The sequence below is a fragment of the Collinsella sp. OM04-5 genome (assembly GCF_003439125.1).
Lineage (GTDB): Bacteria > Actinomycetota > Coriobacteriia > Coriobacteriales > Coriobacteriaceae > Collinsella.
The window spans coordinates 56,904-71,735 of sequence record NZ_QSUU01000002.1; the positions used below are offsets into that span (position 1 = coordinate 56,904).

The window sequence follows — 14,832 nt, forward strand, 5'->3', positions numbered from 1 at the left end:
GTATTACCTCCAGCCTCAGCAGCCCGGATGGACTACTTAGAGTAGAGCTCGACGATGAGCTGCTCGTTGATATCACCGCTGATCTGCTCACGCGTCGGCAGAGCGAGCACGTTACCAGACAGCTTCTCGATATCGACCTCGAGCCAGCCAGGGACCTCAAAGCGCTCGGAGGAAATCAGGGCCTCCTTGATGGGGAGGAGGTCACGGAACTTCTCGCCGACAGCGACGACGTCGCCGGCCTTGACGCGGTAGGACGGGATGTCCACGCGCTTGCCGTTCACGGTGAAGTGACCGTGACGGACGGACTGACGAGCCTCTTTGCGGGTGCGGGCGAAGCCAAGACGGAAGACGACGTTGTCAAGGCGAGACTCAAGGATGATCATGAGGTTCTCACCGGTGACGCCGTTCATCTTGCGGGCCTTGTTGAAGTAGCCGTGGAACTGCTTCTCCAGAACGCCATAGATGAACTTGACCTTCTGCTTCTCGCGCAGCTGCATGCCGTACTCAGATTCCTTGCGACGGCGCTTGGGCTGACGGATAGATTCCTTCTTGCTGCTGTAACCGAGCTCAGCGGGATCGATCCCGAGCTGACGGCAGCGCTTAAGAACAGGAGTCCTGTCGATTGCCATATTGATACGATCCTTTCAGTTACACGCGGCGACGCTTCTTGGGGCGGCAGCCGTTGTGCGGAATGGGGGTCTTGTCCTGGATGCTCGAGACCTCGAGGCCAGCAGCCTGGAGGGAGCGGATGGCGGTCTCACGACCGGAGCCGGGGCCCTTGACGAAGACGGAAACCTTCTTCATACCGTGCTCCATGGCCTGCTTGGCAGCAGCCTCGGCAGCCATCTGGGCAGCGAACGGCGTGGACTTACGGGAGCCCTTGAAGCCCACCTGGCCAGCCGACTTCCAGGAAATGACGTTGCCCTGGGGATCGGTGATCGAAACGATCGTGTTGTTGAACGTAGAACGAATGTGAGCCTGGCCCACGGAAATGTTCTTACGGTCCGCGCGCTTCAGACGGGCAGCGCGAACGTTCTTCTTAGCAGTAGCCATCTATCTAGCGCTCCTTATTTCTTCTTCTTAGCACCGATCTGACGCTTCGGGCCCTTGCGGGTACGAGCGTTAGTGTGGGTGCGCTGGCCGCGGACCGGGAGGCCCTTGCGGTGACGAAGGCCGCGGTTGCAGCCGATGTCCATAAGGCGCTTGACGTTCTGGTTGCGCTCACGGCGGAGGTCGCCCTCAACCATGATCTGGTTCTTATCGATATAATCGCGGATGGCGTTAACCTCATCCTCGGTGAGGTCCTTAACGCGCGTATCCACGTTAACGTTGCACTCGACGCAGATCTTCGTCGCAGTGGTGCGGCCGATGCCGTAAATGTAGGTCAGACCGATCTCAACGCGCTTCTCACGCGGGAGGTCGACACCATTAATACGGGCCAACGTAGTCTCCTCTCTTAACCCTGACGCTGCTTATGACGGGGGTTCTCGCAAATGACGAGGACCTTGCCATGGCGCCTAATGATTTTGCACTTATCGCACATCTTCTTGACCGAAGGACGTACCTTCATCGTTCTTCCTTTCGGTAGCGCTCAAACTACTTCCCTACTATCTACTCGCCCAGCCGCAGGCGTTTAAAACTATGGCTGGTCTTCACACACAATCCGACCGTAGGTTGAGCTAAGCCTGCAGCCGGAAGTGGAGTGCGTGTATGCGTGCCGCTATTTGTAGCGATAGGTGATGCGGCCACGGGTCAGGTCGTACGGGGAAAGCTCCACGACAACCCTGTCACCGGGGAGAATACGGATGTAATTCATTCGAATCTTGCCAGAAATGTTGCACAGAACCGAATGACCGTTCTCGAGCTCGACCTTAAACATGGCGTTGGGCAGCGGCTCCTTTACCGTACCCTCGAGCTCAATTGCGTCTTCCTTCTTCACAAGCAATCATCTTTCTCTAGAAAACGACAGCGATTGAGTATTCTACAATACGCATGCACGTATCGTAATATCTTCGTAATGGCTCCACAACTAAGCGGAACTTGTTACTTTTCAGAAATGTAGATGCCGACGTGTTTGAACGCGGCCCCTACATTTCACCGCCCTGCAAGGAACACCAAGCACCTTGGGCATCCGTGGTGAGAATCACCGGACCGTCATTGGTAATGGCGACGGTATTCTCGTAGTGCGCGGCGGGCAGGTGGTCGTTGGTCGTAACAATCCAACCGTCGGAGCCCGTGCTCACATGGTTGGAACCCATCGTAACCATCGGCTCGATGGCAATGACCATGCCGGCCTGGAGGCGAACGCCCCTCCCCTTCTTTCCATAGTTAGGAACGTTGGGGTCCTCGTGCATCACGCGGCCAATGCCATGGCCCACATAGTCACGAAGCACGCCGTAACCGTGAGACTCGGCGAGGGACTGAACGGCATAACCGACGTCCCCGATATGGTTACCGGGAACAGCCTGCTCGATGGCAGCCTTAAGACAATCGCGCGTGACCTCGCACAGGGCCTTAGCCTCGGGCGTGGGGGTGCCGACGAAAAACGTCCAAGCGTTATCGCCGACCCAACCGTCGACAACGGCTCCCGTATCGATGGAGATGATATCGCCATCGCGCAGGATCATGTCGGGGTTGGGAATACCGTGGACCACGGCATCATTGATCGATGCGCAAATGGTCCCCGGGAACCCGCCGTAACCCTTAAAGGCCGGGGTGCCGCCATGCATGCGGATAATCTGCTCCGCAAGCTGATCGAGCTCAAAAGTCGAAACACCGGGGCGCACCATGGCTCCAACGTGGCGGAGCGCCATCTTAGATAGCGCTCCTGCCTTCTTCATCTGCTCGATTTGCGTTGCAGACTTAATCTTGATCATAGACCGAGAGCCTCTTTGACATCCCCGTACACGGTCTCGCGAGCCTGGTCGCCGTTGACCGACTTGAGCAGACCCTGGCCACGATAGTAGTCGACGAGCGGGCTCGTGGACTTCTCGTAGACGTCGAGACGATTCTTGATGGTCTCGGGCTTGTCGTCGTCGCGCTGATACATCTCGCCGGCGCACTTGGGGCAGGTAGCATCGGCAGCGGTGCCGGTGTAACCACAGGCGCGGCAGGTGCGACGCGAAGACAGACGATCGATGATGACCTCGGGGGCCACGTCGACCAGAAGGGCGCAGTCGATCTCGCGACCCATGGCGGAGAGCTCGGAGTCGAGCGTCACAGCCTGGGCGGTGTTGCGCGGGAAGCCGTCGAGGATGAAGCCCTGCTGGGCGTCATCGGCAGCAAGGCGCTCCTTGACAAGGTCGATCACGAGCTGGTCGGGAACGAGCTCGCCAGCGTCCATGTACTTCTTAGCCTGAATACCAAGCTCGGTGCCACCCTTGACGGCAGCACGCAGCAGGTCGCCCGTGGAAATGTGAGCGACGCCAAACTCGGCGACGAGCTCCTGCGCGACGGTGCCCTTACCGGCACCCGGAGCTCCGAGCAATACGAGGTTCATGAGCAATCCTCCTCTAGCCTATTTAAAGAATCCATCGTAATCATACATCTTGATCTGGCCTTCGAGCTTATCGACCGTGTCGAGCACGACGCCGACCATGATGAGGATGGACGTGCCGCCAAATGCCTGGATCAGATGGTTACCCGTGAAGGAGAAGATGATCGAAGGCACGATGGCGATGAGCGCCAAAAAGACAGCGCTGGGAAGCGTGATCTTGTTGAGCGCGTTCTTGATGTAGGCCGCGGTAGCCCTACCCGGACGGACGCCCGGAATAAAGCCACCCTGCTTCTTAAGGTTGTCGGCCGTGTCATCGGGGTTGAACACCATGGAGGTGTAGAAGTACGCGAAGAACACGATGAGGACAACGTTAAGCACCCAGTTGAGCCAACCGGTCGAAAGCGCAGAGGCAACTGCCTGAATCCAGCCGATGCCGGGGAAGAACACGGCAATCTGAGCCGGGAAGTACAGCAGCGCCGAGGCAAAGATGATCGGCACGACGCCCGCGGTGTTGACCTTGATGGGCAGGTAGGTGGTCTGGCCACCCATCATGCGACGGCCCACGACGCGCTTGGCATAGGAGACCGGGATGCGGCGCTGGCCGCGCTCAAGGAAAACAATCAGCGGGATAACCAGCAGGATGATGGCGCAGATGATCACCATGGTGATGATGCCACCGGCATTACCCTCGGTGCTGGAGAAGATGGCCTGCGGAAGGCCGGCCATGATGTTCGCAAAGATGATCAGCGACATGCCATTGCCGATACCGCGCTGGGTGATGAGCTCACCAATCCACATGATCAGCATAGCGCCTGCGGTGAGCGTACCGACGATCATGAGGTCGAAGATGATCTCGGGAGCGCCGGCGCCATTGAAGCTGATGCCGAAGCTCTTAAAGAGGAAGAGGTAACCCACGGAGTTGAGGATTGCCAGAGCCAGGGTGAGGTAACGCGAATACTGCGTAATCTTGGTCTGACCGACCTCGCCCTCGCGGGCAAGCTCATGCAGGGAAGGCACGACGGCCTGGAGCATCTGGAGGATGATCGAGCTGGTGATGTAAGGCATGATGCCCAGCGAAAACACCGACACATAGCTCAACGCGCCGCCAGAGAAAAGATTCAGGAGGGCCATAGCACCTGCGGCGACCGAATTGTTATCGGTCGAGAAAAGGCCCAGCATCCCCTGGAAGGGAATGCCGGGCACAGGAACGTGCGCACCAATGCGGTACACGACGAGCATAGCTATGGTAAAAAGAATCTTTTCGCGCAATTCTTTGATGCGGAAAGCATTCTTAAGACCATTTAGCACGGCAGCTCGACCTTTCCGCCAGCGGCCTCGATCTTGGCCTGCGCAGAAGCGCTGACCTTGTCGACCTTGACCGTGAACTTCTTGGTGAGCTCACCATTGCCGAGCACCTTGACGGGCTCGAACTCGCTCTTGGTGATGCGAGCGGCCTTAAGAGCGGCACCGTCGATTACGGCGCCGTCCTCGAACTTACGCTCGAGACGCTCAACGTTAACAGCGGTGTACTCGATACGACGGGGGTTGCGGAAGCCCGGAAGCTTGGGCAGGCGCATAGCCAGCGGAGTCTGGCCACCCTCGAAGCCGGCACCCTTGGTGCCACCAGAGCGGGAACCCTGGCCCTTCTGGCCGCGGCCAGAAGTGGTGCCGTGACCCGAAGAATTGCCACGGCCGACGCGCTTGCGGTTCTTGGTGGAACCGGGCGCGGGAGTAAGATCGTGAAGCTGCATTTGCTACTCCTCTACAATCTCGACAAGGTGCTTGACCTTGAAGATCATGCCGCGGACGGACTCGTTGTCAGCAATCTCGCGAACCTCGCGGATCCTGTGGAGACCGAGGGCACGGACAGTACGGACCTGGTCCTGCTTGCAACCGTTGGTGCTGCGGACCTGCTTGATCTTGATGGTGTCAGCCATGCTTAGTTCTCCTTACCGACGAACATCTCGGAGACCGTCAGGCCACGGCGAGCCGCGACGTCCTCAGGGCTGGAGAGCTCCTTGAGGCCCTCGACGGCAGCCTTGATGATGTTGAGGCCGTTGTCGGTACCGAGGGACTTGGACAGGACGTTCTTGATGCCAGCAAGCTCGAAGAGGGGACGCACAGCGCCGCCGGCGATAACGCCGGTACCCTCGACAGCGGGCTTGATGATGATGCGGCCGGCACCAAAGTGGCCGAGAACCTCGTGCGGGATGGTGCCCTGCTCGGTCACCGGCACGTGGAACATGTTCTTCTTGGCATCGAGAGACGCCTTGGAGATGGCCAGGGGCACCTCAGCGGACTTGCCCATACCAACGCCGACGTTGCCCTTGCCGTCGCCAACGACGACGAGAGCGACGAGGCTCATGCGACGACCACCCTTGACGGTCTTCGACACGCGGTTGATGTAAACGACGCGCTCCTCGAACTCGGAGGCCTCGCGCTGCTGCTTCTGATTACGAGCCATGTGCTACATACCTCCTAGAACTCGAGACCGGCGGCACGAGCACCGTCGGCGAGGGCCTTGACGCGGCCATGGTAGATACGGCCACCGCGATCGAAGGCGACCTTGGTGATGCCGGCCTCGATGGCACGCTTGCCAACGAGCTGACCGACCTTCTCCGCAGCCTCCTTGTTCGAGGTGTGGGTGCCCTTGAACTCGGCCTCGAGGGTCGAGGCAGAGACGAGCGTCAGGCTGGAGCCCTTGCTGTCGTCGATGATCTGGGCATAGATGTTGGCGTTAGTACGGGTCACGCGAAGACGCGGACGCTCGGAGGTACCCGAGACCTTGCCGCGAACACGACGCTGACGACGCTTGAGGCCTTCCAGCTTCGCCTTATGCTTGTTCATACGTAAACTCCTAAAAAGGTTGATCTTGCCAGCACCTGACGGGGTGCTGGTCTTATGCGAGTGAGTCGGTTACGACTACTTGGCGGCCTTACCCAGCTTGCGGCGGATGTGCTCGCCAACGTAGTGGATACCCTTGCCCTTGTAAGGCTCGGGAGGACGATGGCCGCGGATCTCAGCGGCGATCTGACCGACCTGCTGCTTGTTGATACCCTTGACGTTCACGTGGGTGTTGTCGGGAACCTCGAAGGTGATGCCCTCGGGAGCCTCGACGATCACGGGGTGCGAGAAGCCCAGGGAGAACTCGAGGTTCTTACCCTTCTGCTGCACGCGGTAACCGACGCCGGCGAGCTCGAGCTTCTTCTCGAAGCCCTCGGAAACGCCAACAACCATGTTGTGGATGAGGGCGCGGGTGAGGCCGTGGCGGGCACGGGTCTCACGCTCGTCGTCGGGACGGGAAACGGTGAGGACGTTGTCCTCGACGTTGATAGCGAGCTTCTCAAAGACATCGAGCTCGAGCTGGCCCTTGGGGCCCTTGACGACAACGTTGTTGCCGTTGACTGCCACTTCGACTCCGGCGGGAATCTGGACAGGCTTATTACCGATACGAGACACGGTGATCTCCTTTCCTTCTACCTACCGAGCGAATTACCAGACGTAAGCGATGATCTCGCCGCCGACGTTGTGCTTGCGAGCATCGCGGTCGGTCATGACGCCATGGCTGGTGGAAATAATGGCGGTACCAAGGCCACCGCGGACGCGGGGCATGTCGGCAACGCCGGTGTACTTACGCAGGCCCGGCTTGGAAATGCGGCGGATGCCGTTGATGACCTTAGCCTTCTTGGGACCATACTTAAGCGTGATGTGCAGAGTCTTCTGGGGAACGGTGTCCTCGACATCGTAGCCCTCGATGTAGCCCTCCTCGTGCAGAACACGAGCGATCTCGACGAGCTTCTTGCTGCTCGGCATGGAGACCGTGGCCTTGTTCACAGAGTTAGCGTTACGGATGCGCGTAAGCATATCTGCGATCGGGTCTGTAAGGTTCATACAGATTCTCCTTCGTTCTTGATGAACACGTGCTCTTGGTTCTTCGCCGCCCTTAACGGCAAAGCCTTTTTAGCGCGTTTTCCCTGTTCCAAACTGATGCTTGAAACGCTGGTAGTGACTTACCAGCTGGCCTTCTTAACGCCGGGAAGCTCGCCCTTGAGTGCAAGCTCGCGGAAGCAGACACGGCACAGGCCGAACTTGCGGTACACAGAGTGCGGACGGCCGCAGCGCTGGCAGCGCGTGTACTCACGAGTAGAGAACTTCTGCTTGCGATTGCACTTGACGATCATCGATGTCTTAGCCACTTATATCCTCCTCACATAGAGTATTGTTCGCCCCAAGCGCCGCCCCCTTCTGGGAACGGCGCTCATAGGGCAGGTGAACCTATTTCTTGAACGGGAAACCGAAGGCGTCCAGAAGGGCCTTGGCCTCCTCATCGGTGTTGGCGGTGGTCACGAAAGTGATGTCCATACCACGCTGGTGATCGACGGAGTCGAAGTCGATTTCGGGGAAGATGAGCTGCTCGGTGACGCCCATGGAGAAGTTACCACGGCCGTCGAAGCTCTTGGCGGAGATGCCGCGGAAGTCGCGGATACGGGGGATTGCGACAGAGGTCAGACGATCGAAGAACTCCCACATACGGTCGCCACGCAGGGTAACCTTGCAGCCGATCGGCATACCAGCGCGCAGGCGGAAGGTAGCGATGGACTTGCGGGCACGGGTGATCATCGGCTGCTGGCCGGTGATGGCGCGCAGGTCGCGCACGGCACCGTCGATGGCCTTGGAATCGGTAGCGGCCTCGCCGACACCCATGTTCACGACGATCTTCTCAAACTTGGGGATCATCATGACGTTCTCGTACTGGAACTTGTCCTGAAGCTGCTGCTTGACCTCGTTGTTGTACTTGGTCTTCAGACGCGGCACATACTTCTCTTCTGCCATTGTTCACTCCTTCTTGGGGTTTTAAGCACGGGGCGTGGCCACGATGGGTTGTCCTCGTGCCTCCTGGCTGCATCCGCGCCGCTCATGGCATTACGCGGTTTGGACTCGACACAGCAGGAGCCGACAAAACAATCGGTACTATACGCGCATCGGGAGCGTTTTTCCAGAAAAACCTCGTCTGCCTGCACAACTCCACAACTCCCCCGCACAAACCGATCCGCATGCGACGGAGGAAAATGACAGTTGCGGTGAAATAGGGACTGTTTGACGGCTTAACTGGCTTAAACAGCCCGCATTTCACCGCAACTTATTGATGGGGATGCGACTAGCGCTTGCGGGGGACGAGTTTGGTGCGGCGCAGGTGGATCATCTCGGCGGCGATGGAGATGGCAATCTCCTCGGGATCCTCGGCCTCGATGGCAACGCCGATCGGCAGGTGCAGCTCGTCGATCTGGTCCTGCGTAAAGCCCTCCTGCTCCAAACGGGCGCGCACAAAGGCCGTCTTGCGGCGCGAGCCCAAGCAGCCCAGATAGGCGGGTTTAGCGCGCATGGCCTGAATCACCACGTCGATATCGGACTTGTGGCCTGCTGTGGCCACGACCACCAAGTCGCGCGGGCCGATGGGGCACTGCTTGCTCAGGTTCTTGTAATCGACCAGGCGACGATCGTAGACACCGGGCACCCATTCGGGCGTCAGCGTGCCGGGGCGGTCATCGCACGCCACAACGGCAAAGCCCGCCGCCGTGAGTACGCGCGCCGTCGCAGCGCCCACGTGTCCGCAGCCAAAGATGTAGGTCAGGCCCTCGGGGCAGAGCGTCTCGATGTGCGCCGGGGGAATCTCGGAGGCGGCGTTGGTGTAGGTGACCTTACTCCCCTCCTCCACCAGCGAAAGCTCGGGGCAGCCCGCAATGGTATGGCGCGATGCCCCGCCATGGTACTCGGCCACATCGCCCTCGAGCGCGTTTGCGATAAACGGTTCAAAGTCGATGACGAAGTCGCCGATGCGTCGATACGCCAAGACGTCGGCAACCGACTGGAACAACAGCACCTGCGATACATCCAGGTGCAGATAGCACAGGCAGATGGCTCCGCCGCAGATCATGCCGGTATCGGAGTTCTCGCCGCCCATGGTGTAGCGGACCAGACGCGATTGCCCTGCGGCCAGCAGCTCGCGCGCCTCGTTCAGCGCAAAGAGCTCGATCTTGCCGCCGCCGATGGTACCTGCTTGGCTGCCATCGGCAAAGACGGCCATCCAGGCGCCCACGCCGCGCGGCGATGACCCTGCCGTGCCGGCAACTACCACCAGCTCGCACGTCTTACCGGCCTTCAGAGCGCCAAGCGCAGCATTCACCACATCGAGCTTTTCCATTGCAATTTCCTATCCCTGGAATACACCGGTGAGCATGGCGAGCGCCTCGAGCACGCCGCCGCCGACCGACGTCGCCTTGTCCGAAATATAGTTGATATAGCTGGCATCGCCGCGCGGGTCGACGTCGGCACATTTAAAGCCCTCGGTCACCTGAACGCCGTCGGCCAAAAGGCCGCGCAAGCAGCCATCGATCTGCGTGCACATGGGCGTATCGCCCGCGTAGCCAATCACGTCCCCGGCGCTCACGATATCGCCGATCGCATGGTCGGACCTAAACACACCGGCAGCGGGGCTGTGGATAACACGTTCCTTGCCATAGCCGGCGATGACACCCGGCACGCCCGTGTTGGGCTGGGGCGAACCTTGGGTAATGACACGGCCGAGAAAATGCCCGCGCATGGTCTCGACCACGGCGTCGCAATCGACCGGCGCGGTAAAGCCCGGCCCCACGGCAATGACGGCAGGCGCCATGTCGCGCGTGGTGCCCAAGTTGCGCTTGGCCAAAATCGCGTCGACCACAGCCGCGGGTTTCAGCTCGCCGAGCATCTTGGCCTGAGGGTCCACCACAACGGCGACGTCTCCGGCCTCGGTAATCTCAAGCGCCTCAGCCGGCGTCTGCGCCAAGCGAGCGCGAATGCCTTCGACCTCGACCTCGCCCAGGCGAATGGCCTCGCAAAAACTAATTGTGCGGCGGATGCACGTGGGAACCGCGATATCGGCCATAACGACCGACACGCCGGAGCGCACCAAACGGGCAGCGACGCCCGTGGCGATATCGCCGGCGCCGCGAACATAAACGAGCATTCCCGGGGCACCTCCCTGTGCTACGGTTTGAGCAGAGCAAAAGCGGTTCGACCGCTGCTCTGATGATTATTTATTATCACAGTATTATACGGCGGTGAACATATGGAAACGGTTAACGGTAATCTTGCCTCGGCGCTCAGGATCGAGCCGGGCATTACCGCGATTATCGGCAGCGGCGGCAAGTCGACCTTGCTCAAGACGCTGAGCCTTGAGCTTATGCGCGCTGGCGGCCGCGTGCTCCTCTGCACCACCACGCATATGTTTCCCGTCGCCGGCGTGCCGTGGGACGGATCGAGCCGTCGTCTGGACGCCGCGCCCTGGAAGCCAGGTGCCCTACACGCCCCAGGCTGCACCTGCGAGGCCTGCGCGGGGCTTGTGCGGGGAAGGATCTGCCAAGCAGGTGTCTTGGACCCCCAGACGGGCAAGCTCTCCTCCCCCGCCGCGCCGCTCGACCAGCTGGCGCAGCGCTTTGACTACGTCCTGGCCGAGGCGGACGGCAGCAAGCGGCTCCCGCTCAAGGCGCACGCCGCCTGGGAGCCGGTAATTCCCGCCGCCACGGCAAACGTTGTCTGGGTCGTCGGCGCCTCGGGGCTCGGCAAGCCCATCAACGAAGCCGTCCACCGCCCCGAGCTCTTCTGCGAGCGCTGCGGCTGCGAGCCCACCGACGCTGCCACCCCAGAGCGCGTCGCCCAGGTGCTCAATGCCGAGCTGCAGATGCTGAACCTCAACAATGCCCGTATCATGCTCAACCAAGCCGACACGCTTGCCGACCCAACAATGGCAGATCGCTTCGAGGCAGCCCTCAACCGCCCCCTCATCGCCACCAGCCTCCAGGGGTAGCAAATTTGGGACGGGGCTCTTTTTGCTACCCCGTCCCAAAAAATCATCTCCCAAATTAGCTACCCCGGCGGTCTTCCCGTTAGCGGGGCACGTAGCGGCCGGGTTGGGCTCCGGTGGGCTCGCCGTCGCGCGCGGCCAGCACGCCGTTCACAAACACGGCCTTGGCGCGGCCATGTGCCTCAAAACCCTCGAGCGGCGTGTAGTCCACAGCCTGATGCTGCATCGCGGCACTGATCGTCCAGCGCGCCTTGGGATCCCACACGCACACGTCGGCATCGGAGCCCTCGGCAAGACAGCCCTTGCGCGGGTACATGCCAAACACGCGCGCCGGGTTCTCGCTCATCAGGCGGCAGAGGTCCTCGGGGCCCAGCTGTCCCTCAAAGCTCGTGGCAATCGCGACGGGACGATGCTCCACGCCGGGCCCGCCGTTGGGAATCGCGCGGAAATCATCGCGTCCTCGGTCCTTTTGCCCGTGCAGGTTAAAGCTGCAATGATCGGTCGCAATAGTATCGATCTCGCCAGCCACAAGCGCCTCGCGCAGCGCGGCACGGTCACCGGCATGGCGCAGCGGCGGGCTCATCACGTACTTGGCGCCCGCAAAGCCGTCCTCGCCCTGCTCCAGATAGCAGGTGTCGTCGAGCATCAGATACTGAGGGCATGTCTCGACATAGATGTTCTTCTGCCCGCGCGCTTTGGCAGCGCGAATGGCCTCGAGCCCCAGCTTGGTCGAAAGGTGCACCACGTTGACCGGAGCGTCCCCGGCCAAGTGCGCCAGATACAGCAGGCGGCTCACGGCCTCGGCCTCACACACGTCCGGACGGCTGAGCGCATGGCCCTCGGGCCCGTGGATACCCTGCTCAAACACGCGCTTCTGCAGCGCGTTGACCAACGTGCCGTTCTCGCAATGCACGCACAGGATACCGCCCACGCGCTTGAGCTCCTCCAGCACCTCGAGCGTCTCGGCATCGTCCAGGCGCAGATGGTCGTAGGCAAAGTAGGTCTTAAACGACGACACGCCCGCCTCGCGCATGGCCGAAAGATCGGCGCGGTTGCGCTCATTCCACTCGGCAAGCGCCATATGGAAGGCATAGTTGGCGGTGCAGGTGCCGTCGGCGCGATGACGCCACTCGACCAAGGCATCGGGCATGGTCACGCCGCGATCGGCCGTCGCGTAGTCCACAATGGTCGTCGTGCCGCCGCAGGCAGCCGCGCGCGTGCCGGTCTCAAAGCTATCGGCTGTCCAATCCATGCCGGTCCAGCACTGCATGTGCGTGTGCCCATCGATAAAGCCCGGGAACACCCAGCAGCCCGCAGCATCCTCGACGGTATCGCCCTCGGCCGGCTCAATCGCCGCGGCAATCCGCACGATCTTATCGCCATCCATGGCAAGATCGGCGCGGCGAAGCCCCTGGGGCGTCACGAGTGCGCCGTTTTTGATGATGATCATAATTGCTCCTTATTGATTGATGCAGTTGGCCACGCGATCAAAATACGAGCAGGCGGCGATATGCTCCGTTATGCGTCGCTGTCCCTTGACGGTATCGACGTCCCACAGCTCGTAGGCACGCGCCTCGACCAGCACCACGTCGGTACGGTCCTTGAGGATCGAACCGCCGCCGTCCTTACCCTCAAGACACATAAGTGCATCGAACAATTCCGCCGGAAAGAGCACCGGGCTCGAAGGCTCGCCGTTGCACGCAAGACGCACCGGATGATTGCGGTCACGCTCGTCAAACGCACGAACCATACCCTCAAAAGAATCCGAACTCACAAGCGGCTGGTCGCCCGGCAAAAAGAGGCAGCCTTTCCAGTTGCGTTCGACTCCCCACGAAAGGCCCGCACGGACGCTTTCGCTGCGCAGTTTGCCATCGTGCAGCACACACGGGCAATGCTTGTCCTCGCAAATCTGGGCGACCTCGGGCCAACGCGTCGAAACCACGACGTCAAAGCCCCGGGGAACCGAATCAATGGTCCGGGCAATCAGCGGCTTGCCATAGATATCGGCAAGCATCTTGTTAGAGCCAAACCGCTTGCCCTCGCCCGAAGCCATAATGACGCAACCAAGTTTCATGGCGATACCTCCCCTGAAGCCATCGTACCCATAACTCGCGTCGCGGGGCATCTACATCGAAAGCGCTTATCCCGCACGCCCACGATGCAAAAAGGGGCACCCCGCCGGTTGGCAGAGCGCCCCCTTTACATGGCTTACCCCAGCGCGGCTTTAGGCCTGGAACCAACGGGCGGTGTTGCGCTCGTCGAGGGCCTTGAGGGTAGCGGCGGGATCGGCAACCTTCTGCAGGAACATCATGGCTGCGATGGCGTACGGCTTGTAGCTGGCCTCCTTGTACATGCCCACGCGGTGCATGTCAAAGACGTCGGCGTTGACCTCGCCGTGCTCGCAGGAGACACCGGAGATGTCGGCGGGCAGCGGGTGCATAAAGATGGTGTCCTGGCCGTTGGCGGTCTTCTCCATGAGCTCGGTCGTGGAGCACCAGTCCTGATGGGTGGCGTTCTGAGCGAGCAGCTCCTTCTCGAGCGCTGCGATGCCGGCGTCGTCGCCCTCGGCGTACAGGTTGGTACGCTTCTCCATGGCGGCAAACGGAGCCCAGCTCTTGGGGATCACGATGTCGGCGCCCTCGAAGGCCTCGGCCATGGTGTTGACCTGCTTAAAGGTGGTGCCGGACTCGGCGGCATAGCCCTTGGCGCGCTCGACGACCTCGGGCATGAGGTCGTAGCCCTCGGGGTGGGCCAGGGTGACGTCCATGCCAAAGCGGGGCAGCAGGCTGATCAGCGACTGCGGGCAGGACAGCGGCTTGCCGTAAGAGGGCGAATAGGCCCAGGTGACGGCAACCTTCTTGCCCTTGAGGTTCTCAAGACCGCCAAACTCGTTGATGAGGTAGAGCATGTCGGCAGAGGACTGCGTGGGGTGATCGGAGTCGGACTGCAGGGAGATGAGCGTGGGACGGTGATCCAGAACGCCGTCCTCGTAGGCCTGCTGGACAGACTCGGAGACCTCGGCCATGTAGGCGTCGCCCTTGCCGATGTACATGTCGTCGCGGATGCCGATGACGTCGGCCATGAAGGAGATCATGGTAGCGGTCTCGCGGACGGTCTCGCCGTGAGCGATCTGGGACTTCTTCTCGTCCAGGTCCTGCAGCTCGAGGCCGAGCAGGTTGGCGGCCTTAGAGAAGGAGAAGCGCGTACGGGTGGAGTTGTCGCGGAACAGGGAGACGGCCAGGCCCGAGTCGAAGATCTTGGACGAAACGTTGTTCTCACGCAGCTCGCGCAGGGCGTCGGCAACGATGTAGAGAGCCTTGAGCTCATCGGTGGTCTTATCCCAGGTGTGCAGGAAGTCGCTGCCGTACATGCCCTTAAAATCGAGGCCGTTCAGCTGCTCGACGAGCTCGGTAAACTTGGCGTCCATGTAAATATCCTTTCCATAGATGAAACGATCGCAATGAGTAGATGTGCTCCGGCATGCGCGTGTGGC

The 14,832-nt window shown here is 60.7% G+C and carries 22 protein-coding genes; 1 reads left to right on the forward strand and 21 read right to left on the reverse strand.

What is annotated here, in order from left to right:
- Nucleotides 1-32: 32 nt before the first annotated feature.
- The 18 genes from rpsD to yqeB all read right to left on the reverse strand — a co-directional run bounded on the left by rpsD (nt 33) and on the right by yqeB (nt 10,502).
- Entirely contained in the window at nt 33-629 is a 597-nt protein-coding gene (gene rpsD, locus DXB53_RS01420) for a 30S ribosomal protein S4 (protein ID WP_006235275.1), read from the reverse strand.
- A 19-nt stretch (nt 630-648) separates the two neighbouring features.
- On the reverse strand, nt 649-1,053 hold the full coding sequence (gene rpsK, locus DXB53_RS01425) for a 30S ribosomal protein S11 (protein ID WP_006235274.1): 405 nt from the start codon (nt 1,051-1,053) through the stop codon (nt 649-651).
- Nucleotides 1,054-1,067: 14 nt separating this feature from the next.
- Nucleotides 1,068-1,442, reverse strand: coding sequence for a 30S ribosomal protein S13 (rpsM, locus tag DXB53_RS01430; protein ID WP_022094275.1), 375 nt, complete (start codon nt 1,440-1,442; stop codon nt 1,068-1,070).
- A gap of 14 nt (nt 1,443-1,456) precedes the next feature.
- Nucleotides 1,457-1,570, reverse strand: a complete 114-nt coding sequence (gene rpmJ / locus DXB53_RS01435) for a 50S ribosomal protein L36 (protein WP_006363204.1) — start codon at nt 1,568-1,570, stop codon at nt 1,457-1,459.
- Nucleotides 1,571-1,720: 150 nt separating this feature from the next.
- Nucleotides 1,721-1,939, reverse strand: coding sequence for a translation initiation factor IF-1 (gene infA / locus DXB53_RS01440; RefSeq protein ID WP_035137443.1), 219 nt, complete (start codon nt 1,937-1,939; stop codon nt 1,721-1,723).
- A gap of 148 nt (nt 1,940-2,087) precedes the next feature.
- Nucleotides 2,088-2,876, reverse strand: a complete 789-nt coding sequence (gene map, locus DXB53_RS01445) for a type I methionyl aminopeptidase (protein ID WP_006235270.1) — start codon at nt 2,874-2,876, stop codon at nt 2,088-2,090.
- Nucleotides 2,873-3,499: an adenylate kinase gene (locus tag DXB53_RS01450; protein WP_055252238.1), complete on the reverse strand. Its 627-nt coding sequence runs from the start codon at nt 3,497-3,499 to the stop codon at nt 2,873-2,875. The genes map and DXB53_RS01450 overlap by 4 nt, the downstream gene beginning before the upstream one ends.
- Nucleotides 3,500-3,517: 18 nt before the next feature.
- A complete protein-coding gene (gene secY, locus DXB53_RS01455) occupies nt 3,518-4,804 on the reverse strand; it encodes a preprotein translocase subunit SecY (RefSeq protein ID WP_035137447.1) in 1,287 nt (428 codons plus the stop codon).
- Nucleotides 4,798-5,247, reverse strand: coding sequence for a 50S ribosomal protein L15 (gene rplO, locus DXB53_RS01460; RefSeq protein WP_006235267.1), 450 nt, complete (start codon nt 5,245-5,247; stop codon nt 4,798-4,800). The genes secY and rplO overlap by 7 nt, the downstream gene beginning before the upstream one ends.
- Nucleotides 5,248-5,250: 3 nt before the next feature.
- Complete coding sequence (rpmD, locus tag DXB53_RS01465; RefSeq protein ID WP_006235266.1) at nt 5,251-5,433, reverse strand: 50S ribosomal protein L30; 183 nt, start codon at nt 5,431-5,433, stop codon at nt 5,251-5,253.
- A 2-nt stretch (nt 5,434-5,435) separates the two neighbouring features.
- Nucleotides 5,436-5,960 carry a 30S ribosomal protein S5 gene (rpsE, locus tag DXB53_RS01470; protein ID WP_055252236.1) on the reverse strand — a complete coding sequence of 175 codons (525 nt, stop codon included), beginning with the start codon at nt 5,958-5,960 and terminating at the stop codon, nt 5,436-5,438.
- Nucleotides 5,961-5,974: 14 nt separating this feature from the next.
- A complete protein-coding gene (gene rplR / locus DXB53_RS01475) occupies nt 5,975-6,343 on the reverse strand; it encodes a 50S ribosomal protein L18 (RefSeq protein ID WP_006235264.1) in 369 nt (122 codons plus the stop codon).
- A gap of 75 nt (nt 6,344-6,418) precedes the next feature.
- Nucleotides 6,419-6,955, reverse strand: a complete 537-nt coding sequence (gene rplF / locus DXB53_RS01480) for a 50S ribosomal protein L6 (RefSeq protein ID WP_006235263.1) — start codon at nt 6,953-6,955, stop codon at nt 6,419-6,421.
- Nucleotides 6,956-6,988: 33 nt separating this feature from the next.
- Nucleotides 6,989-7,387 carry a 30S ribosomal protein S8 gene (gene rpsH, locus DXB53_RS01485; protein ID WP_006235262.1) on the reverse strand — a complete coding sequence of 133 codons (399 nt, stop codon included), beginning with the start codon at nt 7,385-7,387 and terminating at the stop codon, nt 6,989-6,991.
- Between the two features lie 119 nt (nt 7,388-7,506).
- Nucleotides 7,507-7,692: a type Z 30S ribosomal protein S14 gene (locus DXB53_RS01490; RefSeq protein ID WP_022094280.1), complete on the reverse strand. Its 186-nt coding sequence runs from the start codon at nt 7,690-7,692 to the stop codon at nt 7,507-7,509.
- A 79-nt stretch (nt 7,693-7,771) separates the two neighbouring features.
- The gene (gene rplE, locus DXB53_RS01495; protein WP_006235260.1) at nt 7,772-8,329 is read right to left on the reverse strand and encodes a 50S ribosomal protein L5; all 558 of its coding nucleotides are present in this window, start codon (nt 8,327-8,329) and stop codon (nt 7,772-7,774) included.
- A 325-nt stretch (nt 8,330-8,654) separates the two neighbouring features.
- Nucleotides 8,655-9,698, reverse strand: a complete 1,044-nt coding sequence (locus DXB53_RS01500) for an XdhC family protein (RefSeq protein WP_117583041.1) — start codon at nt 9,696-9,698, stop codon at nt 8,655-8,657.
- A gap of 9 nt (nt 9,699-9,707) precedes the next feature.
- Nucleotides 9,708-10,502: a selenium-dependent molybdenum cofactor biosynthesis protein YqeB gene (yqeB, locus tag DXB53_RS01505; protein ID WP_117583042.1), complete on the reverse strand. Its 795-nt coding sequence runs from the start codon at nt 10,500-10,502 to the stop codon at nt 9,708-9,710.
- Nucleotides 10,503-10,604: 102 nt separating this feature from the next.
- On the opposite strand from yqeB, the gene yqeC reads away from it, so the two are divergent.
- Nucleotides 10,605-11,342 carry a selenium cofactor biosynthesis protein YqeC gene (gene yqeC / locus DXB53_RS01510; protein WP_117583043.1) on the forward strand — a complete coding sequence of 246 codons (738 nt, stop codon included), beginning with the start codon at nt 10,605-10,607 and terminating at the stop codon, nt 11,340-11,342.
- Between the two features lie 79 nt (nt 11,343-11,421).
- Here yqeC and hydA read toward each other — a convergent pair whose 3' ends face one another.
- The 3 genes from hydA to ygeW form a co-directional block, all read right to left on the reverse strand.
- Complete coding sequence (gene hydA, locus DXB53_RS01515) at nt 11,422-12,789, reverse strand: dihydropyrimidinase (protein ID WP_117583044.1); 1,368 nt, start codon at nt 12,787-12,789, stop codon at nt 11,422-11,424.
- Between the two features lie 9 nt (nt 12,790-12,798).
- Nucleotides 12,799-13,413: a nucleotidyltransferase family protein gene (locus DXB53_RS01520; RefSeq protein ID WP_158551618.1), complete on the reverse strand. Its 615-nt coding sequence runs from the start codon at nt 13,411-13,413 to the stop codon at nt 12,799-12,801.
- A 150-nt stretch (nt 13,414-13,563) separates the two neighbouring features.
- A complete protein-coding gene (gene ygeW / locus DXB53_RS01525) occupies nt 13,564-14,766 on the reverse strand; it encodes a knotted carbamoyltransferase YgeW (RefSeq protein WP_055252229.1) in 1,203 nt (400 codons plus the stop codon).
- Nucleotides 14,767-14,832: the final 66 nt, after the last annotated feature.